Origin of the sequence: Klebsiella sp. 28 (assembly GCF_018223905.1) — a bacterium.
Taxonomy (GTDB): domain Bacteria; phylum Pseudomonadota; class Gammaproteobacteria; order Enterobacterales; family Enterobacteriaceae; genus Klebsiella; species Klebsiella pneumoniae.
In genome coordinates this window covers 24,212-41,739 of sequence record NZ_JAGRQY010000089.1, presented here as the reverse complement: position 1 = coordinate 41,739, position 17,528 = coordinate 24,212, and the positions used below count along the sequence as shown (strand labels likewise).

General features: G+C 56.2%; 16 protein-coding genes, 1 tRNA gene and 1 pseudogene. 4 read left to right on the top strand and 14 right to left on the bottom strand.

Annotated features, from left to right (window positions below):
• Positions 1-6: 6 nt before the first annotated feature.
• Genes KHQ28_RS15620 through prmB form a run of 5 tightly spaced genes read right to left on the bottom strand, consistent with a single transcriptional unit; the run spans position 7 to position 4,250 of the window.
• On the bottom strand, positions 7-555 hold the full coding sequence (locus KHQ28_RS15620; protein ID WP_004174962.1) for an elongation factor P hydroxylase: 549 nt from the start codon (positions 553-555) through the stop codon (positions 7-9).
• A complete protein-coding gene (locus tag KHQ28_RS15615) occupies positions 555-1,364 on the bottom strand; it encodes a sulfite exporter TauE/SafE family protein (protein ID WP_002913340.1) in 810 nt (269 codons plus the stop codon). The genes KHQ28_RS15620 and KHQ28_RS15615 overlap by 1 nt, the downstream gene beginning before the upstream one ends.
• Positions 1,364-2,188, bottom strand: a complete 825-nt coding sequence (mepA, locus tag KHQ28_RS15610; protein ID WP_004174960.1) for a penicillin-insensitive murein endopeptidase — start codon at positions 2,186-2,188, stop codon at positions 1,364-1,366. The genes KHQ28_RS15615 and mepA overlap by 1 nt, the downstream gene beginning before the upstream one ends.
• Positions 2,189-2,190: 2 nt before the next feature.
• Complete coding sequence (aroC, locus tag KHQ28_RS15605; RefSeq protein ID WP_002913342.1) at positions 2,191-3,276, bottom strand: chorismate synthase; 1,086 nt, start codon at positions 3,274-3,276, stop codon at positions 2,191-2,193.
• 41 nt (positions 3,277-3,317) lie between these two features.
• Complete coding sequence (prmB, locus tag KHQ28_RS15600) at positions 3,318-4,250, bottom strand: 50S ribosomal protein L3 N(5)-glutamine methyltransferase (RefSeq protein WP_002913346.1); 933 nt, start codon at positions 4,248-4,250, stop codon at positions 3,318-3,320.
• 167 nt (positions 4,251-4,417) lie between these two features.
• Here prmB and smrB point away from each other — a divergent pair, with 167 nt between their 5' ends.
• Complete coding sequence (gene smrB / locus KHQ28_RS15595) at positions 4,418-4,969, top strand: endonuclease SmrB (protein WP_002913348.1); 552 nt, start codon at positions 4,418-4,420, stop codon at positions 4,967-4,969.
• A gap of 20 nt (positions 4,970-4,989) precedes the next feature.
• On the opposite strand, the gene sixA is transcribed toward smrB, so the two are convergent.
• From sixA to KHQ28_RS15575, 4 genes are all read right to left on the bottom strand, one after another.
• Positions 4,990-5,475 carry a phosphohistidine phosphatase SixA gene (gene sixA / locus KHQ28_RS15590; protein WP_002913355.1) on the bottom strand — a complete coding sequence of 162 codons (486 nt, stop codon included), beginning with the start codon at positions 5,473-5,475 and terminating at the stop codon, positions 4,990-4,992.
• Between the two features lie 209 nt (positions 5,476-5,684).
• On the bottom strand, positions 5,685-7,829 hold the full coding sequence (gene fadJ / locus KHQ28_RS15585; RefSeq protein ID WP_032418609.1) for a fatty acid oxidation complex subunit alpha FadJ: 2,145 nt from the start codon (positions 7,827-7,829) through the stop codon (positions 5,685-5,687).
• Complete coding sequence (gene fadI, locus KHQ28_RS15580) at positions 7,829-9,139, bottom strand: acetyl-CoA C-acyltransferase FadI (RefSeq protein WP_002913358.1); 1,311 nt, start codon at positions 9,137-9,139, stop codon at positions 7,829-7,831. The genes fadJ and fadI overlap by 1 nt, the downstream gene beginning before the upstream one ends.
• A 159-nt stretch (positions 9,140-9,298) precedes the next feature.
• Complete coding sequence (locus KHQ28_RS15575; RefSeq protein WP_002913359.1) at positions 9,299-9,583, bottom strand: YfcZ/YiiS family protein; 285 nt, start codon at positions 9,581-9,583, stop codon at positions 9,299-9,301.
• A 373-nt stretch (positions 9,584-9,956) separates the two neighbouring features.
• On the opposite strand from KHQ28_RS15575, the gene fadL reads away from it, so the two are divergent.
• The gene (fadL, locus tag KHQ28_RS15570) at positions 9,957-11,279 is read left to right on the top strand and encodes a long-chain fatty acid transporter FadL (RefSeq protein ID WP_002913360.1); all 1,323 of its coding nucleotides are present in this window, start codon (positions 9,957-9,959) and stop codon (positions 11,277-11,279) included.
• Between the two features lie 61 nt (positions 11,280-11,340).
• Here the strand turns inward: fadL and mlaA are convergent, their stop codons facing one another.
• Positions 11,341-12,102 (bottom strand): phospholipid-binding lipoprotein MlaA, encoded by a 762-nt coding sequence (mlaA, locus tag KHQ28_RS15565; protein WP_002913362.1) that lies wholly within the window; start codon positions 12,100-12,102, stop codon positions 11,341-11,343.
• Between the two features lie 289 nt (positions 12,103-12,391).
• Between mlaA and KHQ28_RS15560 the strand changes: the two genes are divergently transcribed.
• Together KHQ28_RS15560 and KHQ28_RS15555 are read left to right on the top strand one after the other, a co-directional pair.
• Positions 12,392-13,321 (top strand): formate/nitrite transporter family protein, encoded by a 930-nt coding sequence (locus KHQ28_RS15560; protein WP_004149224.1) that lies wholly within the window; start codon positions 12,392-12,394, stop codon positions 13,319-13,321.
• 89 nt (positions 13,322-13,410) lie between these two features.
• A tRNA-Arg gene (locus tag KHQ28_RS15555) sits at positions 13,411-13,485 on the top strand.
• A gap of 224 nt (positions 13,486-13,709) precedes the next feature.
• Here the strand turns inward: KHQ28_RS15555 and KHQ28_RS15550 are convergent.
• From KHQ28_RS15550 to tssJ, 4 genes and pseudogenes are all read right to left on the bottom strand, one after another.
• Positions 13,710-14,933, bottom strand: coding sequence for a GIY-YIG nuclease family protein (locus KHQ28_RS15550; RefSeq protein WP_032418607.1), 1,224 nt, complete (start codon positions 14,931-14,933; stop codon positions 13,710-13,712).
• 72 nt (positions 14,934-15,005) lie between these two features.
• The gene (locus KHQ28_RS15545; RefSeq protein ID WP_071844618.1) at positions 15,006-15,404 is read right to left on the bottom strand and encodes a hypothetical protein; all 399 of its coding nucleotides are present in this window, start codon (positions 15,402-15,404) and stop codon (positions 15,006-15,008) included.
• Between the two features lie 114 nt (positions 15,405-15,518).
• Positions 15,519-16,980 (bottom strand): annotated as a pseudogene (locus KHQ28_RS15540) (type VI secretion system Vgr family protein); the annotation flags it as partial.
• A 4-nt stretch (positions 16,981-16,984) separates the two neighbouring features.
• Entirely contained in the window at positions 16,985-17,509 is a 525-nt protein-coding gene (tssJ, locus tag KHQ28_RS15535) for a type VI secretion system lipoprotein TssJ (RefSeq protein ID WP_032418602.1), read from the bottom strand.
• Between the last annotated feature and the right edge of the window lie 19 nt (positions 17,510-17,528).

Below are 17,528 nucleotides of genomic sequence, written 5' to 3'. Positions count from 1 at the left end.
GCGGCCTTAGTGCAGGTCTTCCGGCCACGGAAAGTGTTCCGCCGTCAATGGCGGCGTTTGATAATAGTGTTGTAATGCGCGAATAAAGCGCGCCGGACGTTCGGGGATCCCTTGTTCAAGTAAAGCCATCACCCGAGCATGCACCCGGCGCTGGAAGGCGATGCGATCGGGCTCAACGTCCCCTTCCAGATTGTCACAGCTGACGTTAAACGGAAATCCCGCCGCCACGCAGAACAGCCACTCAAAGGCCTGCGGTTTCACCTCGACATCTTCAAACTGGCTTTGGGTCATCGCATCGCGGCCGTCCGGGCAGTACCAGTAGCCAAAATCTACTTGTTCGCGACGCGCCTTGCCGGCGACACACCAGTGAGAGATCTCGTGCAGGGCGCTGGCAAAAAATCCGTGCGCAAACACGATACGGTGATAGGGCGTTTCATCGTCAGCCGGAAGGTAGATCGGCTCATCGTCGCCTTTAATCAGGCGGGTATTAAATTCTTCGGCAAAGCAGCTGTCGAAAAGGTCTATCAGCTGCTGATAATGGTGTTGCTGTTGCATTAATGAATTCCCAACCACTGCAAAATCTCAGCCCCGTGGCTGTCATAAAGAAGTTTCGCGCTCATCACCGCCGAGACGATAACGATCATCGGCCGGATCAGCGACTGCCCTTTACTCAGCACCAGCCGGGACCCGGCGCGGGCGCCAATAAACTGGCCGGCCATCATCACAAAGCCGGTGGCCCAGATAACCTTTCCACCGATGATAAACAGCAGCAGGCCGCCGACGTTTGAGGTGGCGTTCAGCAGCTTGGCATGGGCCGTCGACTTGGCAAGGTTAAACCCGGCCAGAGTGACAAAAGCCAGGGCGTAAAACGAACCGGCGCCGGGGCCGAAAAAGCCATCGTAAAACCCTACGCTACCGCCGGCGACCAGCGCAAACGGCAGACCGTAAAGCCGACGCTGCCGGTCGGCTTCGCCCAGTTTCGGCATCAGCAGGAAATAAAGGCCGATGCCAATCACCAGCAACGGCAGGATCTGCTTCAGAATATCGGATTGCACGTGCTGCACCAGCAGCGCTCCGGCGGTTGAGCCGATAAAGGTCATCAGAATATTCAGCTTCTGATCGGCCAGATTAACCACCTTGCGGCGGACAAAATAGAGGGTCGCCGATAGCGACCCGCCGCAGGCCTGCAGCTTATTGGTCGCCAGCGCCTGGGCTGGCGGCATGCCGGCCGCCATCAGCGCAGGGACAGTCAATAAGCCCCCGCCTCCCGCCAGTGAGTCAATAAAACCGGCCAGGATGGCGACAAAGAAGAGTACCACCAGCACCAGCGGCGATACGGCAAACAACTCGATAAAACTATCCATTACAGCACATGCTCATCCAGTAGCGCCTGGCAGGAAGGCGGCAGCGGCGGCGGCGTCTTCTTCACAGGGGGGGTAGACCCGGGTTTAGGTGGTTCGAACCAGCTCTGCAGCTCCGCTCCGCAGCCATCGCCGGGCGGCGGCGGCGCCTGATCCTCGCACTCCAGACTTCCCGCCGGGCAACGCAGTCGGACGTGCATATGAGCGCGATGCTGGAACCAGGGACGGACTTTACGCAGCCATTGGCGGTCGCTGCCCGCGTCCAGGCACAGCTGCTGTTTAATCGCCGGGTTGACGAAGATGCGGGTAACTTCGCTATCTTCCGCCGCCAGCTTGATAAGCTGGCTGATTTGCGGGCTCCATAGCGACGGCACCACATGCTTGCCATCGCTGGCGACCAGGTCCAGCGCCTGCGGCTTCAACAGCTGGGACGATGTCCAGCGCGTTTGCGGCAGCTGAAGGAAGATATCGACATCGAGGCCCGTCTGGTGGCTGGCGTGCCCGCCGTTAAAGCGCCCGCCCGCCGGCATCCCCATGTCGCCAATCAGCACGGTTCCCATTCCTTTATTGTGCACCTGATTACTCAGGCGCTGAATAAACTGAACCAGATCCGGATGACCGAAGTAGCGACGCTGATCGGTACGCATCACCTGATAGCCGGGGGCACTCAGGGGGAGCGCCTCGGCGCCAACGATACAGCCATTGGAAAATGCGCCGATTGACTGGGCGCTGCCGCCGATCGGTTGGGTTATTTTCTGCCATGGCGTGGCGGCCAGGCTACCGGCGCTGGCCAACAGCGCAAGCAGTGCGATAACGGTGTTTTTCATGGTTACCAGCGTGGAATTGTCGTCGTCACGTCGCCATTCTGCGCGCGCTGACGCATAAAGTGATCCATCAGAACGATCGCCAGCATCGCCTCAGCGATCGGTACGGCGCGGATGCCGACGCACGGATCGTGACGCCCTTTGGTGATCATCTCCACTTCTTCGCCAAAGCGGTTAATCGTATGACCGGGAACGGTAATACTGGAGGTAGGCTTCAGCGCGATGTTGGCAACGATCTGCTGGCCGCTGCTGATGCCGCCAAGAATGCCGCCGGCGTGGTTGCTCTGGAACCCGGCTTTGGTGATCTCATCGCGGTTTTCGCTGCCGCGCAGCTTCACCACCTCGAAGCCGTCGCCAATTTCCACCCCTTTCACGGCGTTGATGCTCATCAGCGCGTGGGCGATATCGGCATCCAGGCGGTCGAAGACCGGCTCACCGAGGCCTGGCGGTACGCCGTCAGCCACTACCGTCACTTTCGCGCCAATGGAGTCGCCCTCTTTTTTCAGGCCGCGCATCAGTTCATCCAGGGCGTCGATTTTATCCGGGTCCGGACAGAAGAAGGGGTTCTGCTCAACCTGATCCCAATCTTTGATGGCCAGCGGAATATCGCCCATCTGCGTCAGGCAGCCGCGAATGACGATGCCGAACTTCGCGGCAAGGTATTTTTTGGCAATCGCCCCGGCCGCTACGCGCATCGCGGTTTCGCGCGCAGAAGAACGACCGCCGCCGCGATAGTCGCGCAGACCATACTTTTGCTCGTAGGTGTAATCGGCGTGGCCCGGACGGAACAGATCTTTGATCGCGCCGTAATCCTGCGAACGCTGATCGGTGTTCTCAATCAGCAGACCGATACTGGTCCCGGTGGTAACGCCTTCGAAGACGCCGGAGAGGATTTTGACCTGATCCGGCTCGCGACGCTGCGTGGTGTAACGCGAGGTACCCGGGCGACGACGATCGAGGTCGTGCTGCAGGTCGGCTTCGGTCAGCGGGATGCCCGGCGGCACGCCGTCAACGATGCAGCCCAGCGCCAGACCGTGCGATTCGCCGAAGGTAGTGACGCGAAAGAGTTGTCCAATTGTATTTCCTGCCATCACGGCTCCAATCTTTTTCGTTATGTTGGCGTGTTGTTTTTTTAGTCTTTATAAATACCGAAGTGCGCACGGGCGTCAATCAGCTGCTGTTTGGTCAGCATAAAGACCCCGTCGCCGCCGTTATCAAACTCAAGCCAGGTAAACGGCACGTCCGGATACTGCTCCATCAGATGTACCATGCTGTTACCGACTTCACAAATCAGAATCCCGTCGTCGCTGAGATAATCCGGCGCGTTGCCGAGGATACGGCGCGTTAGCTTCAGGCCGTCGCTTCCGGAGGCCAGCCCCAGCACCGGCTCATGCTCATACTCTTCCGGCAGATCGGCCATGTCCTCTTCATCGACATACGGCGGATTGGTGACGATCAGATCGTACTGCAGCTTCGGCAGATCGCGGAACAGGTCGGAACGGATCGGCGTAACGTGATGGATCAGGCCGTGGGACTCAACGTTGTGCTCGGCGACGGCCAGCGCGTCCGGGGAGATATCTACCGCATCGACTTCCGCTTCCGGGAAGGCATAGGCGCAGGCGATGGCGATGCAGCCGCTACCGGTGCACATATCAAGGATGTGCTGCGGCTTATGGTTAATCAGTCCGGCAAACTGGTTATTGATCAGTTCGCCAATCGGGGAGCGCGGCACCAGCACCCGCTCATCAACGTAAAACTCATGCCCGCAGAACCATGCTTTGTTGGTCAGATAGGCGACGGGAATACGCTCGTTCACGCGGCGAATCACCCGCTCTACAATGCGGTGTTTCTCGCTGGAGGTCAGGCGCGCAGTGCGCATGTCTTCCGGGATATCCAGCGGCAGATACAGTGAAGGCAGCACCAGCTGTACCGCCTCGTCCCACGGGTTATCAGTCCCGTGACCGTACCAGATATTAGCAGCGCTGAAACGGCTTACCGCCCAGCGCAGCATGTCCTGAATGGTATGCAGCTCATTGACTGCCTCATCAACAAAAATTTTATCCACGACATCCTCCAGGGCACACTCTGCTATAAATTCGGCGGCTAGTGTGCCATGAAGACGGCGATAAATCAGCATTCTTGCGATAAGGGGCGGGGGAAAAAACAGGTTTTCCTTGCCCGAAGGGATATTGAGTCGGGTAAACTAGCGCAAAGTATGAATGAGAGCGGACAATGAAAAAGAAGACATCGCTTAGCGAGGAGGATCAGGCGCTGTTCCGTCAGCTGATGACCGGCACGCGGAAGATCAAACAGGACACTATTGTTCACCGCCCGCAGCGCAAGAAAATTACCGAGGTTGCTCCTAAGCGTTTGCTGCAGGAACAGGTCGATAACAGCCACTATTTTTCCGATGAGTTTCAACCGCTACTGAATACCGAAGGCTCGACGAAATATGTCCGCCCCGACGTCAGCCATTTCGAGCTGAAAAAGCTGCGCCGTGGAGATTATTCGCCGGAGCTGTTCCTCGATCTGCATGGGCTTACCCAGCAGCAGGCCAAACAGGAGCTGGGCGCGCTAATTGCCGCCTGCCGCCGCGAGCATGTGTTTTGCGCCTGCGTGATGCACGGGCACGGGAAACACATCCTCAAACAGCAAACCCCGCTGTGGCTGGCGCAACATCCGCATATTATGGCGTTTCACCAGGCACCAAAAGAGTACGGCGGTGACGCCGCACTGCTGATATTGATTGAGGTCGAGGAGTGGCAACCGCCGGAGCTGCCGTAACGGCGGGCTCCGGGGGGCCGTCAGATGGCGTTGGCCATCTTGAGGTTGCAGGGGCTTTTTTGCCAGAGGAACTCACCTTTGCCGTCGGCATCCAGCGTCACGCAGGCGATAGCCGAGGTGGTGAACATCGGGGGCGTTTCCCCCGGACACAGCTCTGAGACCAGATACCCCACCAGCGGCAGGTGGGAGACAACCAGCGCCGTCGCCACGCCTTCATTCGCCAGCGCCTGCAGATAGGCGCTCACCATTCCCACATCACCGCACGGCGTGAGCTCCGGCATCACGTCGACATGTTTCGGCAGGTTCATGCATTCCCCAACAATATCCAGCGTCTGTTCCGCACGCAGATAGGGACTGACAAGAACGCGCTCAATATCCACTTTTTGACCTTTCAGCCAGGTTGCCATCTGACGAGACTCATCACAACCGCATACGGTTAATGGACGAACCGAGTCACTGGCTGCATCGAGGGCAGCGTCGCCGTGACGCATAATAAAAACTTGCATATTGCACCGCTTTTGTTAACCAGAAGCACCGTAGTTTGGCCTGCGAAGACAATACGCAGGTGACCCGGTGGCCGGGCATTGTGCCTGATCCATTCCACGAATGAAACGCTGTTTTTTACCTCAATGGCGTAAGTATAGTCAATCATTGTTTACAAAACAGCCAATCAACAGCGTCGTCCGCAGCCGGATTTACCTTCTTTGACCACAACTTAGGTCAGCCGTTCATCCGCTGGCCAAAAGGTGGTCCCCTGTTCGGCCATGCGTAATAAAGTGTCACAGGGTGTAAAACGTGGGCCGAACTGGGCGGCCAGGCGCTGCAGGATCGCGGCAACTTCACCCGCGCCGATAGTATCCATATACCGGAACGGGCCGCCAAGAAATGGCGGAAACCCTATACCAAAGACGGCGCCGATATCGCCATCGCGCGCGCTCCGGATAATCTGCTCATCAAAGCAGCGCGCCGCTTCGTTAAGCATCATCATCACACAGCGCTCCGCCACCTGCTGCGCGGAAAGCCGCGACTGCGGGCGGCCGATGCCGAGCAGCGGATAGACTGCCGGGTCGGGCCGTTTTTTGCTTTTACGCCCTTTTGTCTCATAAAGATAGAAACCACGATTATTTTTTCTGCCTTTGCGATCGTCCTTCAAAATCGCGTCAATGATGTTTGCAGGCGGGCTAAAACGTTCTCCAAACGCGCCCTCCAGCACGGGGATAATTTTGGTGCCGGTATCGATACCCACCTCATCCAGCAGTTGAATCGGCCCCACCGGGAAACCGAATTTAACCAACGCGTTATCAATGACTTCAATCGGTTCGCCTTCCACCAGCAGGCGCATCGCTTCATTGATATACGGCGCGAGGATACGGTTCACATAGAACCCCGCTTTATCTGCGACAACAATCGGCGTTTTCCCCTGCCGTTTAGCCAGCTGCACCACGGTGGCGATAGTCTGCGGGTCGGTTCCCTTGTGCGGGATCACCTCAACCAGCGGCATTTTTTCCACCGGACTGAAAAAATGCAGGCCGATTACCTGCCCCGGGCGGCTGGCGTGAGCGGCAATATCGCCGATTGGCAACGATGAGGTATTCGACGCAAAGATGGTCTGCGGCCCGCCGTATTGTTCCACTTCGCTGACCATCCGCTGTTTGAGAGCCAGGTCTTCAAATACCGCCTCGATCACCACATCGCGATGAGCAAAGCCCTGATAGTCGGTAGTGCCGGAGATCAGCGCCATCTGACGATCGCGCTCCACTGGGCGCAGTCGACGCTGACGAACCTGTTTATTCAGCAGATCCCAGCTGTACTTTAAGGCGTGGTTGATGCCACGCGGCTGGATATCTTTAATCCGCACCGGCAGCCCACCCTTACAGGCGGTCACATAGGCGATCCCCCCGCCCATCAGGCCGCCGCCCAGTACTACAACGCTTCTCAGCGGAGCGGGTTCCGCCTCGGCGCCAGGGTCTTTTTTCAGATCGGTACTGGCAAAGAAGATCGATCGCAGCGCCTGCGACTGCGGGGTCATCGCCAGTTCGCCAAACGCGCGGGCCTCTTCAGCGTATCCGCTGCTGCAGCCATGGGCCAGACCATTCTCGACGACCTGCAAGATTCGCTTCACCGCCGGGTAATTTCCCTGCGTTTTGCGCTGCGTTTGTTTACCGACAAACTTGAATAACAGATGGCGCCCCAGGGGCCCTGCCAGTACGCGTTCACGAACAGGCACCTCCCGGCTGGTCGGTCGTCCCTTCAGCGCCAACTCCACCGCCGCCTGCAGTAAAATCGCCTGCGGCACCACCTCGTCCACCAGACCGGCCTTCAGCGCCTGCCGCGGCCGCAGCTGCTTGCCGGTGAGCATCATATCCAGCGCGGTGCTGACCCCGATCAGCCGCGGTAAACGCTGCGTCCCCCCGGACCCCGGCAGCAGGCCAAGCTGTACCTCCGGCAAGCCGAGTCGGGTTTTTTCGTCATCGCTACAGATACGGCCATGACAGGCCAGCGCCAGCTCCAGACCGCCGCCAAGGCAGGCGCCGTGGATAGCGGCAATCACCGGGATCGACAGGCCATGGATCTCAGCCATAATCTGCTGTCCCTGGCGCGCCAGCGCTTCCGCCTCCTGCGCGCTGCGGCAGCGGGCAATCATGTTGATATCAGCGCCGGCGATAAAGTTATCCGCTTTGGCGGAGATAAATACTACGCCGCGCACTGACTTATCGTCACGTAACTGGCGTATCAATCCCCGTACCTGACTGCCAAATTCGGCTTTCAGGGTATTCATTTTTTCACCCGGGGCATCAATGGTGATCACCGCGATTTTGTCCGCACGGACCTCAAGCTTAAAAGCGGAAACAGTATCCATTATTCAGCCTCCACGATCATCGCCGCACCCAGACCACCAGCCGCGCAGGCCGTCACCAAACCAAATCCCCCGCCCCGTCGCCGCAGCTCATGCAGCGTCTGAGTGATCATCCGCGCGCCGGTGGCGGCGAAGGGGTGACCGTAGGCGATAGAGCCGCCGAGGACGTTAAACTTGCTTTCATCTACCTCACCGGTGGCCTGCGAGCGGCCCAGCACCTCGCGGGCAAAGCGGTCGCTTGCCAGACACTGGAGATTGGCCAGCGTCTGCGCGGCGAAAGCTTCGTGCATATCGATAAGCGTGAGATCCGCCAGCGTCAGGCCAGCGCGCTCCAGCGCCAGCGGCGTGGACCACGCGGGCCCCAGCAGCATATCCTGCCAGACGTCGATGGCGGTAAAGGCGTAGCTGCGCAGATAGCCCAGCGGCCTCAGCCCCAGCTCTTTAGCCCGCGACTCGGTCATCAGGATCACCGCTGCCGCGCCGTCCGTCAGCGGCGTACTGTTGGCGGCGGTGACGGTGCCATGTTTGCGGTCAAAGGCCGGGCGTAACTTCTGATAATCTGCGAGCGTTGAATTTTTACGAATATTGTTGTCCTGCTCGAGCGGTTCGCGGAAAGGGGGAGCATAGGCGGTCATCACCTCTGCGGACAGTTTACCCTCTTCCCAGGCTTTCGCTGCCAGCTGGTGCGAACGATGCGCCAGGGCATCCTGTTGCTCGCGGGAGATCCCCCAGCTTTTCGCCATCTGCTCGGCGGTATCGCCCATCCGCAATCCGGTTGAATATTCAGCCACCGCCGGGGGGACCGGCAGCAGGTCGCGTGGCCGCAGACGGGAAAACAGCTTCAGCTTTTGGCTCAGCGTGCGTGCCTTATTGGCATCCACTAGCGTGCGGGCCAGCGTTTTACTGACCCCAATGGGCAGGACAGAGGAGGAGTCGGCGCCGCCGGCAATACCGGCGCGGATGGTGCCGGCCATCAGGCTTTCAGCGACGTTCGCCACGGCCTGGAAACTGGTGGCGCAGGCGCGGCTGACGCTATAGGCGTCGGTATGTACGCTCATGCCGGTACCCAGCACAATTTCCCGGGCGATGTTCGGCGCTTCCGGCATCTGCACCACCTGGCCAAAGACCAGTTGCTCGATGACTTCGGCAGGAATGTCGCTGCGCGCCAGCATCTCGCCAACCACCATTTTTCCTAAATCAATGGCCGGAACGCCATGAAAAGCCGTAGCCTGACGAGCAAATGGCGTGCGTAGCCCCGTGACAATGGCAATGCGATCGCCCTGACGGGTGATAAGCGGTAATGCCTGACTCATAACACTCCCCTGTTAACCAAGACAACCAAGTGGTCTGACCTGATAACATTCTTAACTAATTTTTTACATTAAGCCAATCGGAGAAGCGCAAAATTGCGAGCCAAAACACAGTGAAAAGAAAAGGAAACGCCCCTTATCAGGGGCGTCGAGGGGGAAGGATTAACGTAAGCCCAGCTGGAAGATCAGGGATTCTGCTTCGCAGCTGAAAACAAAATCGATATCCAGCTGCACACCGCCGTCAACGTCAGTGAAGGTTGGGTTAATTTGGCACGGCTCAGATTCGACATTGCGGGCTTTTTCGCTTAACGCGGCGAGCGTTTGCTCGGCTTCAGCGCGGTTGGCGAATACGCGGCTGTAGGAGGCGGTGCAGTCGGTGTTGTCAACAATCGTGCCAACATCCATACAGCAGCAAACCGGGGTTTCATCAGCGCTACATTTACTCATCGTAGATTTCCTCTGGAGATGCACCTTCGGTGCCAGAAAAATGATGTGCCTATTTTACGCCCTGTCCCCGGTGAGCCTCCAGCCGAGAATCGCTCTGCCGGCGTTAAGTGACAGAAATCACACTTAAAAATGATCTAAAACAAAAATCCCCTTCTGTCCCCCTTGCTCTCTCCGAGATTTTTGCCAGCTGGATCGCGTTTCTGTTATCACAATTGAAAAACTTCATAAACATACTTGCAACAAATCATCTGGTCAGACCTATACTCAGCGCACTGGTCTGATTTCTTGGTTGTACCGCAGACCCTACACTCCCGCGCTTCTGTTACGGCATGTAACATAGTTTAAAAAAAAATAACTCAATGAGGTTATGGGCATGAGCCAGAAAACCCGCTTTACCCAATCTGCCCTTGCAGTGGCTGTCGCACTTGTTTCCACCCAGGCCTGGTCAGCAGGCTTCCAGCTCAACGAATTCTCTGCATCGGGGCTGGGTCGTGCCTATTCCGGTGAAGGGGCGATCGCTGACGATGCTGGTAATGCCAGTCGTAACCCGGCATTAATTATGATGTTTGACCGCCCGACCATGTCGGCGGGCGCCGTGTTTGTCGACCCGGGCGTTAATGTTTCGGGCACCTCTCCCACCGGCAAGAGCCTGAAAGCAGACAATATCGCCCCGACGGCGTGGGTGCCCAACTTCCACTTTGTCGCGCCGATTAACGACCAATTTGGTTGGGGGGCGTCTATCACCTCTAACTATGGTCTGGCAACAGAGTATAACGATGATTATGCGGCCGGCAGCATGGGCGGTAAAACCGACCTGACCACCGCGAACTTCAACCTGAGCGGCGCCTACCGTCTCGACAGCAACTGGAGCTTCGGCTTAGGCTTTGACGCGGTCTACGCCAAGGCGAAGATCGAGCGCTATGCAGGCGATCTGGGGCAGATTGTCGCAGGCTCTGGCGCGCTGCCGCCGGCGCTGGCGGGCCAGGTAGCGAAGATCCCGGCCGACACGCAGATCGCCCATCTTAATGGCAACGCGTGGGGCTTCGGCTGGAACGCCGGGATCCTCTATGAGCTGGATAAGAATAACCGCTACGGTTTAACCTACCGTTCTGAGGTCAAGATCGACTTCGACGGTAACTACCGCAGCAGCCTGCCGGCGGCCTATAACCAGATCCTCGGCAACTTCGGCCTGCCGGCGGGCACCAGCGGCCAGACGACCAATGGTTCGCTAACCCTTAACCTGCCGGAAATGTGGGAGCTGTCCGGCTATAACCGCGTGGCGCCGCAGTGGGCGGTCCACTATAGCCTGACCTACACCAGCTGGAGTCAGTTCCAGGAGCTGAAAGCCACCGGCAGCAACGGCCAGACGCTGTTCTATAAAGAGGAAGGCTTCAAGGACGCCTATCGTCTTGCGCTGGGGACCACCTATTATTATGACGATAACTGGACCTTCCGTACCGGTATCGCCTTCGATGACAGCCCGGTGCCGGCTAATAACCGCTCTATCTCTATTCCGGACCAGGATCGCCTGTGGCTGAGCGCGGGTACCACCTACGCGTTCAATAAAGATGCCTCGGTTGACGTCGGCGTTTCATACATGCACGGGCAGCATGTTGAAATTAAGGAAGGTCCGTATACCTTCCGTTCCGAAGGAACCGCCTGGCTGTACGGCGCTAACTTCAACTACCGCTTCTGATAAGCAGCGCGCCACAAAAAAGGGTGAACATTATGTTCACCCTTTTTTTATCATTCGCCGATCACTGTGAATCAATATCCTTCAGCTCATCCTGAATAGCCTGAGCATTCGGGTTGTCCGCCGGGGTCAGCTTACCGCCGTTGGCGATAAAGTCATGACGCTGGAAGTAGGCTTCACGCATCAGAATGTAAGGGTCGGAAGACTGGCGCAGCAGGCCGTCGGAATCCAGCAGCTGAGCACGTGTCTCAATCCCTTCCACCGCCCATTTACCGATCGACATCGGCCAGGTCAGCCAGGAGAGCACCGGATACAAGCCATCGGCCATATCGCCGCCTTCGTCGCGCAGGGTAAAGCTTCCATAGAACGGCAACTGAACATACGGGCCATAGCCAACGCCATAATGCCCAAGCGTACTGCCGAAACGATGTGGCTCAACCCGCTGTAGCTGCGGATTCGCCATCCCGGCCACATCGATAAGCCCACCCATACCGAGAATGGTGTTCAGGAAGAAGCGGGTAAAATGCACCATACCTTTATAGGGGTCGCCCTGCAGGAAGTAGTTCACCATCACTGCCGGCTCTTCCAGGTTACTGGTAAAATTGCTTAACCCGTTGCGCGCCGGCTGTGGGACGTAGTCGCGCCATGCCACCGCGACGGGGCGAAGCACGTAAGGATCAACCACGTTAAAGTTGAAGTTAAACATCGTGCGGTTAAACCCTTCTAACGGGTCTGAGCGCCCCTGCGGCCGATCGCCAGAGCTGGAACTGGCACATCCCACCAGCAATGTGGCGCCAAGCGCAAGCGCCGACAGGCGATAATTCATAGATGTCTCCCTGGTTTTTATGGCTATCGCGAGTTGCCATCCATGACGGAAAGACAACGCTTCCGCCCGTAAAGATGTGAGCGATTGTAACAGCACGTTGAACGATGTCTATATCACCCAAGTTGTTGATTTGATCTTAGCCTGGGAATAACGAAATCGCGGGGCTCCTATTCTACCGGAGCGACAAAAATCTGACGTTACCATTTTTGCGATTTCAGAGTATGCCCAGCCAGACGGCAGGGAAAGCCGCTACGCTATAACTATACAGATTGATAGCGAGGGCCACGAAATGGATGAACTAGACAATAACAAATTAAAGGCAGAGGATGACGAAAGAGAAGTGGAAAGTGAGGAAAATCAGCGTGGTGAAGAGATCGAAGTAAATGAAGATCGCCTTCCCTCGCGGGCGATGGCGATCCATGAACATATTCGCCAGGAAGGGGAAAAAGAGATGGAGCGCGATGCGCTGGCCCTGCTATGGTCAGCGATTGCGGCCGGCCTGTCGATGGGGGCCTCCCTGCTGGCGAAGGGAATTTTTCACGTCAAACTGGAGGGGATCCCGGGCGGTTTTTTGCTGGAAAACCTCGGCTACACCTTCGGCTTTATTATCGTAATTATGGCCCGCCAGCAGCTGTTCACTGAAAATACGGTCACCGCCGTTCTGCCAGTGATGCATAATCCCACCCTCGGTAACGTCGGTTTGCTGATGCGGCTATGGTCGGTGGTGCTGGCGGGCAATCTCATCGGTACCGCGGTGGCCGCATGGGCCTTCAATTATATGCCTATTTTTGATGAGCCAACCCGTCAGGCCTTTGTCAGCATCGCCGAAGACGTAATGAAAAACAGTCCGACAGAGATGTTCGCCAATGCGATTATTTCCGGCTGGCTGGTCGCCACCATGGTCTGGATGTTTCCTGTCGCCGGCGCCGCCAAAATCGTGGTGATTATTCTCATGACCTGGCTTATCGCCCTGGCGGATACCACCCATATTGTAGTGGGCTCGGTCGAGATCCTTTATCTGGTGTTTAATGGAAATCTGCCCTGGAGCGACTTTATCTGGCCGTTCGCCCTGCCGACCCTGGCGGGAAATATCTGTGGCGGGACCTTCATCTTCGCACTGCTGAGCCATGCGCAGATCCGTAACGATATGAGCAGCAAGCGAAAAGCGGAAGCCCGCGCCCAGGCGGCGGAGAAAGGGAAAAAGGCCGACCGGGCATAAAAAAAGCGCCCTGAGTGGCGAGGGTTTAAGCAGTCAGACGGTATGGCTCTTACTCAGGCGGGCAAAAAACGCTATACTCGTGCCGCCTTGTCCCCTTAGTTAAATGGATATAACGAGCCCCTCCTAAGGGCTAGTTGCAGGTTCGATTCCTGCAGGGGACACCATGCGCAGCCGCAATAATCTTCTCTCGGCAGCCATTGCAGACAATATAAATCTCCAATCTCCCTTTTGTATCGCCTTCTTAGCCACTTTATCAGGCCGGTCATGCAGTTTTTCCATGACTTTTATTTTGCTCCCCCGCCAGGTAGCGAGGGGAAATGATTTCATCACTAATACCGGCTCAGTCAAAGGTGCTTCTACACCCGTTGTGGCTACCCGGCCTACCATTTTATGCAGCTTCGCTTTCTGCATATTCCAAACTCTGCAGATATTGCAACGCGACCGGGTCGGCAATATATTCAACCTGACCATGATGGCGCTCGACCTCATCAATAATCCGACGAAGCTCAACCCGAAAAAACTCCTTGCGCAGATTAATTTTATTAATGCGATAATTTTCCAGGTGATCATGCAGCGTTTTTTCCAGTGCGGGGGCATCGTCGCAGGAAATCATAGCATGGACGTCAAAATCAAAAGGTACCGCCGCCCCACTTAGTTCTTTTACTCGTTCCATAGGCTCCAGCCGTCGGGTCATACCAATTTTGAAGACATTTTCACCGAAGGAGCCGATATTCGAAATGATATACACATATCCTTGCCTGGTGAGCTGGGCCATGGATTTGGCGCGTTCATACTGCTGATGTACGTCTTGGATTTTCTGCTCCAGCTCCAGACGCTGTCTTTCCAGCTCTTCCCGGTGTGTGCCTTCAGCGGCGAGAAGAGCTTCCTCCAGTAAACGCTGCTGCTCAGCAAGGCGTTGCTCCTCTTCTTCCGCTTCGCGCTGCTGCTGTTCCAGTTCATCCTGACGCTGTTTTTCTTCCCTAATCTGACGCTTAAGCTCAGCCTGATACTCTTTTTCTTCCTGCGCTTTTTCCAGCAGGGCGACCTTATCCAGAAACTGCTGCTTTACAGCTTCCCAGTCGGCGTTATCTTCAAGTTCCAGAAAGGTGATTTTCTCGCTAATGGCCGCGTAAGCGTCTCTCTCCTTCCTGAGCTGGTCGTATTTGCTTTGCCAGTTATTTACCGTGGTGCCGGAAAGTAGTGTTTTGACTTTGAATTTATACGCAGAATCCACAATACGCTGCAGTGCACGGGAGGCTTTATTTCTGGCATTGTGAAATTCTGTCCACTGAACGGCAAGCTGTTGCTTTTCCTGATACAGCTTGCAAGCCACTTCGCTACTGACGGTTTCGTCAAAGGCTTGCTCCTTTTTTGCCAGGTCAGTGGCTTTTTTTCTAAAGCCGCGATAAATGAAAACCCGGATTATCAGCGCAACAGCTATCAGCAAACCAAAGAACAGACCGATGACTCCGGCCGGATTCGATACGGATTCAATGAATCGCTCATTAAGATTGATTAACGCCTTTACCGCAACATAAATCCCCCAGGCCATCGCTCCTATAATGATCAAAATGAGAATTGCAACATTATCATCTTTATTTCTTCGTGCCATATTTACTTCCTTTTCTATTTTAATCTTGATGATTTACCCGAAATAACAGAAAAAATGATGTTCCGTTCCCTGTTAATACTGATTCCCGGAACAAATTGGTAAATGGGTGAAGCCAGGCTTACTGGCCATATAAAGAGGCGCACACGTGGGCTGTCGGGGTGGTGTTTTAACCAGCTCATCGTTTTCATAAACGCGTTGTGGCTCTTGCTTTTTCGCTGTTGTCGTCTTTTTGGTTTGCGTTTTACGGGTAGGGATGGAAGGTTTAACCCGCTCGCGAGTTACGGAATCACCATATCCAGAGCAAAATCGCTTTGATTGACTTAGGCTTCCGTCATTACAGACAAACCGGCCATCGGATGTACAATGCGCTATCCCACCTTTTGAACCGGAGCAGGGCTTTCTTCCGCGAGCAGCGTCAGCCTGAGTGGTCAACAATATGCCTGAAAGCAAGAGAAGAATTAATTTTTTCATTTCCATATCCGTGTTGTATGTTGTTATTTAGGGTTCTGTTACCTGTCAGGTATTAACTGTTTCGCCAGAGAATACGCAATGATTAACTGGCAGATAAATTATCACTCCTTACGTTTTCAGCTTATTGATGACCGGCGTACGCAGGACATTACGAGTATGGTTATTCCAGTTAACAGGGTCAGGATGTCCATTACGCCGGAGAGTCGTGCAGCGCATACGCGATGTACGGCAGGTCAATATTACTATTGCTGTACGCTATCGCCACCTCGGTTCCATCAATCAGCGGCGTATGCCAGCCGAGTGTTTCACCGGCATACGGCTTCGCCATCCGCAGCCACAGGTAGCCGTAACCCGGCTCCGTCCCCTCCCGGTCGAAGTCCAGCTTCACCCGGTAGCGCCCCTGCCCGTCCAGGTGTGCGTAGGTATCATTTTTTTCGCGACTTTCGATCCGGGCCGGAAGCGTACCCGGGATGACCGGGCGAGGGATCTCTACCGGACGGAAGCAGTAACGTTCGGTATAAGGCTGGCCCCAGACTGACACATGCAGACGGGAATCACGGGCCCCCCGGTAGGTCACCAGGGTGAGGACGACGCCTTCTTTCAGGGCTGCAATGACATCGCCCTGCGGCTCCAGCACCTGTCCGGGTGTGAGATGAGCAGCGTTGCTGAACAGATGAATACGGGCTGATTTATTCAGCTCCCGCTCGTGATGGATGTGCGCATAGAACGCCCCGGATTCCGTTTCCGGCTCCGGGCTGGCGTCATCACCTGCGTCACGATACGGTGCCGCGTAACGGTAATGCTCCCCGCTGGTGACCGCATCGTTACGCACGCTGACCGTCGCATCCATCGGCGTGGAGGCTGTCCGGTAGTTGTAATCCCGCGTGGTGACAGTGCCGGTGGCGATGTTGTGCCAGGTCCGCACATCCCAGACCGACTCTGCCGCGCCGTCAAACAGACCCGATGGTTCGCTGTAGGGCAGACGCACATCAAACCGGTAGTTCAGCTGGCTGTCGGCAAAAATGTACGTATCCAGCTCACGGGTGTCATCCATCTCCGTACGCCAGTAAATCCCCACCTCAGACAGAATGCGCCGGATAAACTGCAAATCCGTTTCCCGCCACTGGGTGATAATTTCACGCGGCGGGTAGGTGCGCTCCAGCCGGAAGTCAAAATCAGGTCCTTGCAGGCCATGTTTGCGCAGCACCTGCTCCACCACCTCCGGCACGGACTGGTTCTGATATACCGCGCACTGCCGGGTGTATCCCAGCAGCGCCAGGCGGGAACTGAGCGTGAGCCGGTAGTGAGACTGGTCCTGAGAGGTGGACAGCCATTCCAGGCGGGTCACCATGCCGTGAACACTTTTGCCGCTCCGCATCCGGAAAGAGGCATATTTCATCAGCACCTGTTCCGGGAGAATGTTCGCCTGCAGGGAGGTAAACTCAATGTCCCACCGGAAGGGCTCGCTCAGGGCTTCCCTGCCACGAAAGCGCAGAATATCCGGCTTCACTGAACTGTCATTGATATCCAGAAAATATCGGGTCTGTCCGTCAAAAAGCGCCAGCCAGCTATCCATCACATCACTCCTTCACCGGCACAAGGCCAAGCCAGCCATCACCCAGTTCAATTGTGCGGGGGTTGTCCGGGTCGAGGTCGTCACGGGTCAGTACCAGACGCCAGCGGTTGTCCTTCTGATCCGGCCGGTTAAACAGCCCCACCACCGCCACGAACTGAGCGTCTTCATCCATGGGCATATTGAGCGTCACGCTGCCATTGGGCATCACCAGCAGCTCTTTTGATGCCAGTACGTCGTCTTTAAGTACCGTATCGGCCTTGCGCAGCAGTGTCTGGTAATCGGCGGCATCAACCGCTTTACGATCCCGGAGTTGATAAACCCGCACCATTGTCGCCAGCGGCGTCTGTGCGCCATCGGCGTTAATGGCCGTGCGCGGGGTAAAATCCAGATGCAGCGTTTTAATTTTTTTGTAGAAGATGGATTTCGTGATGCTGACCGTACCGTCCGTGACGGTCTGCGTCAGGCCGCAGCCTGCGAGTAGACCGCAGGCAATAAGCGTCAGCGCCCTCCGGCGGGTTACTGTTGCCATTCAAAAGTTCCTTTATTGA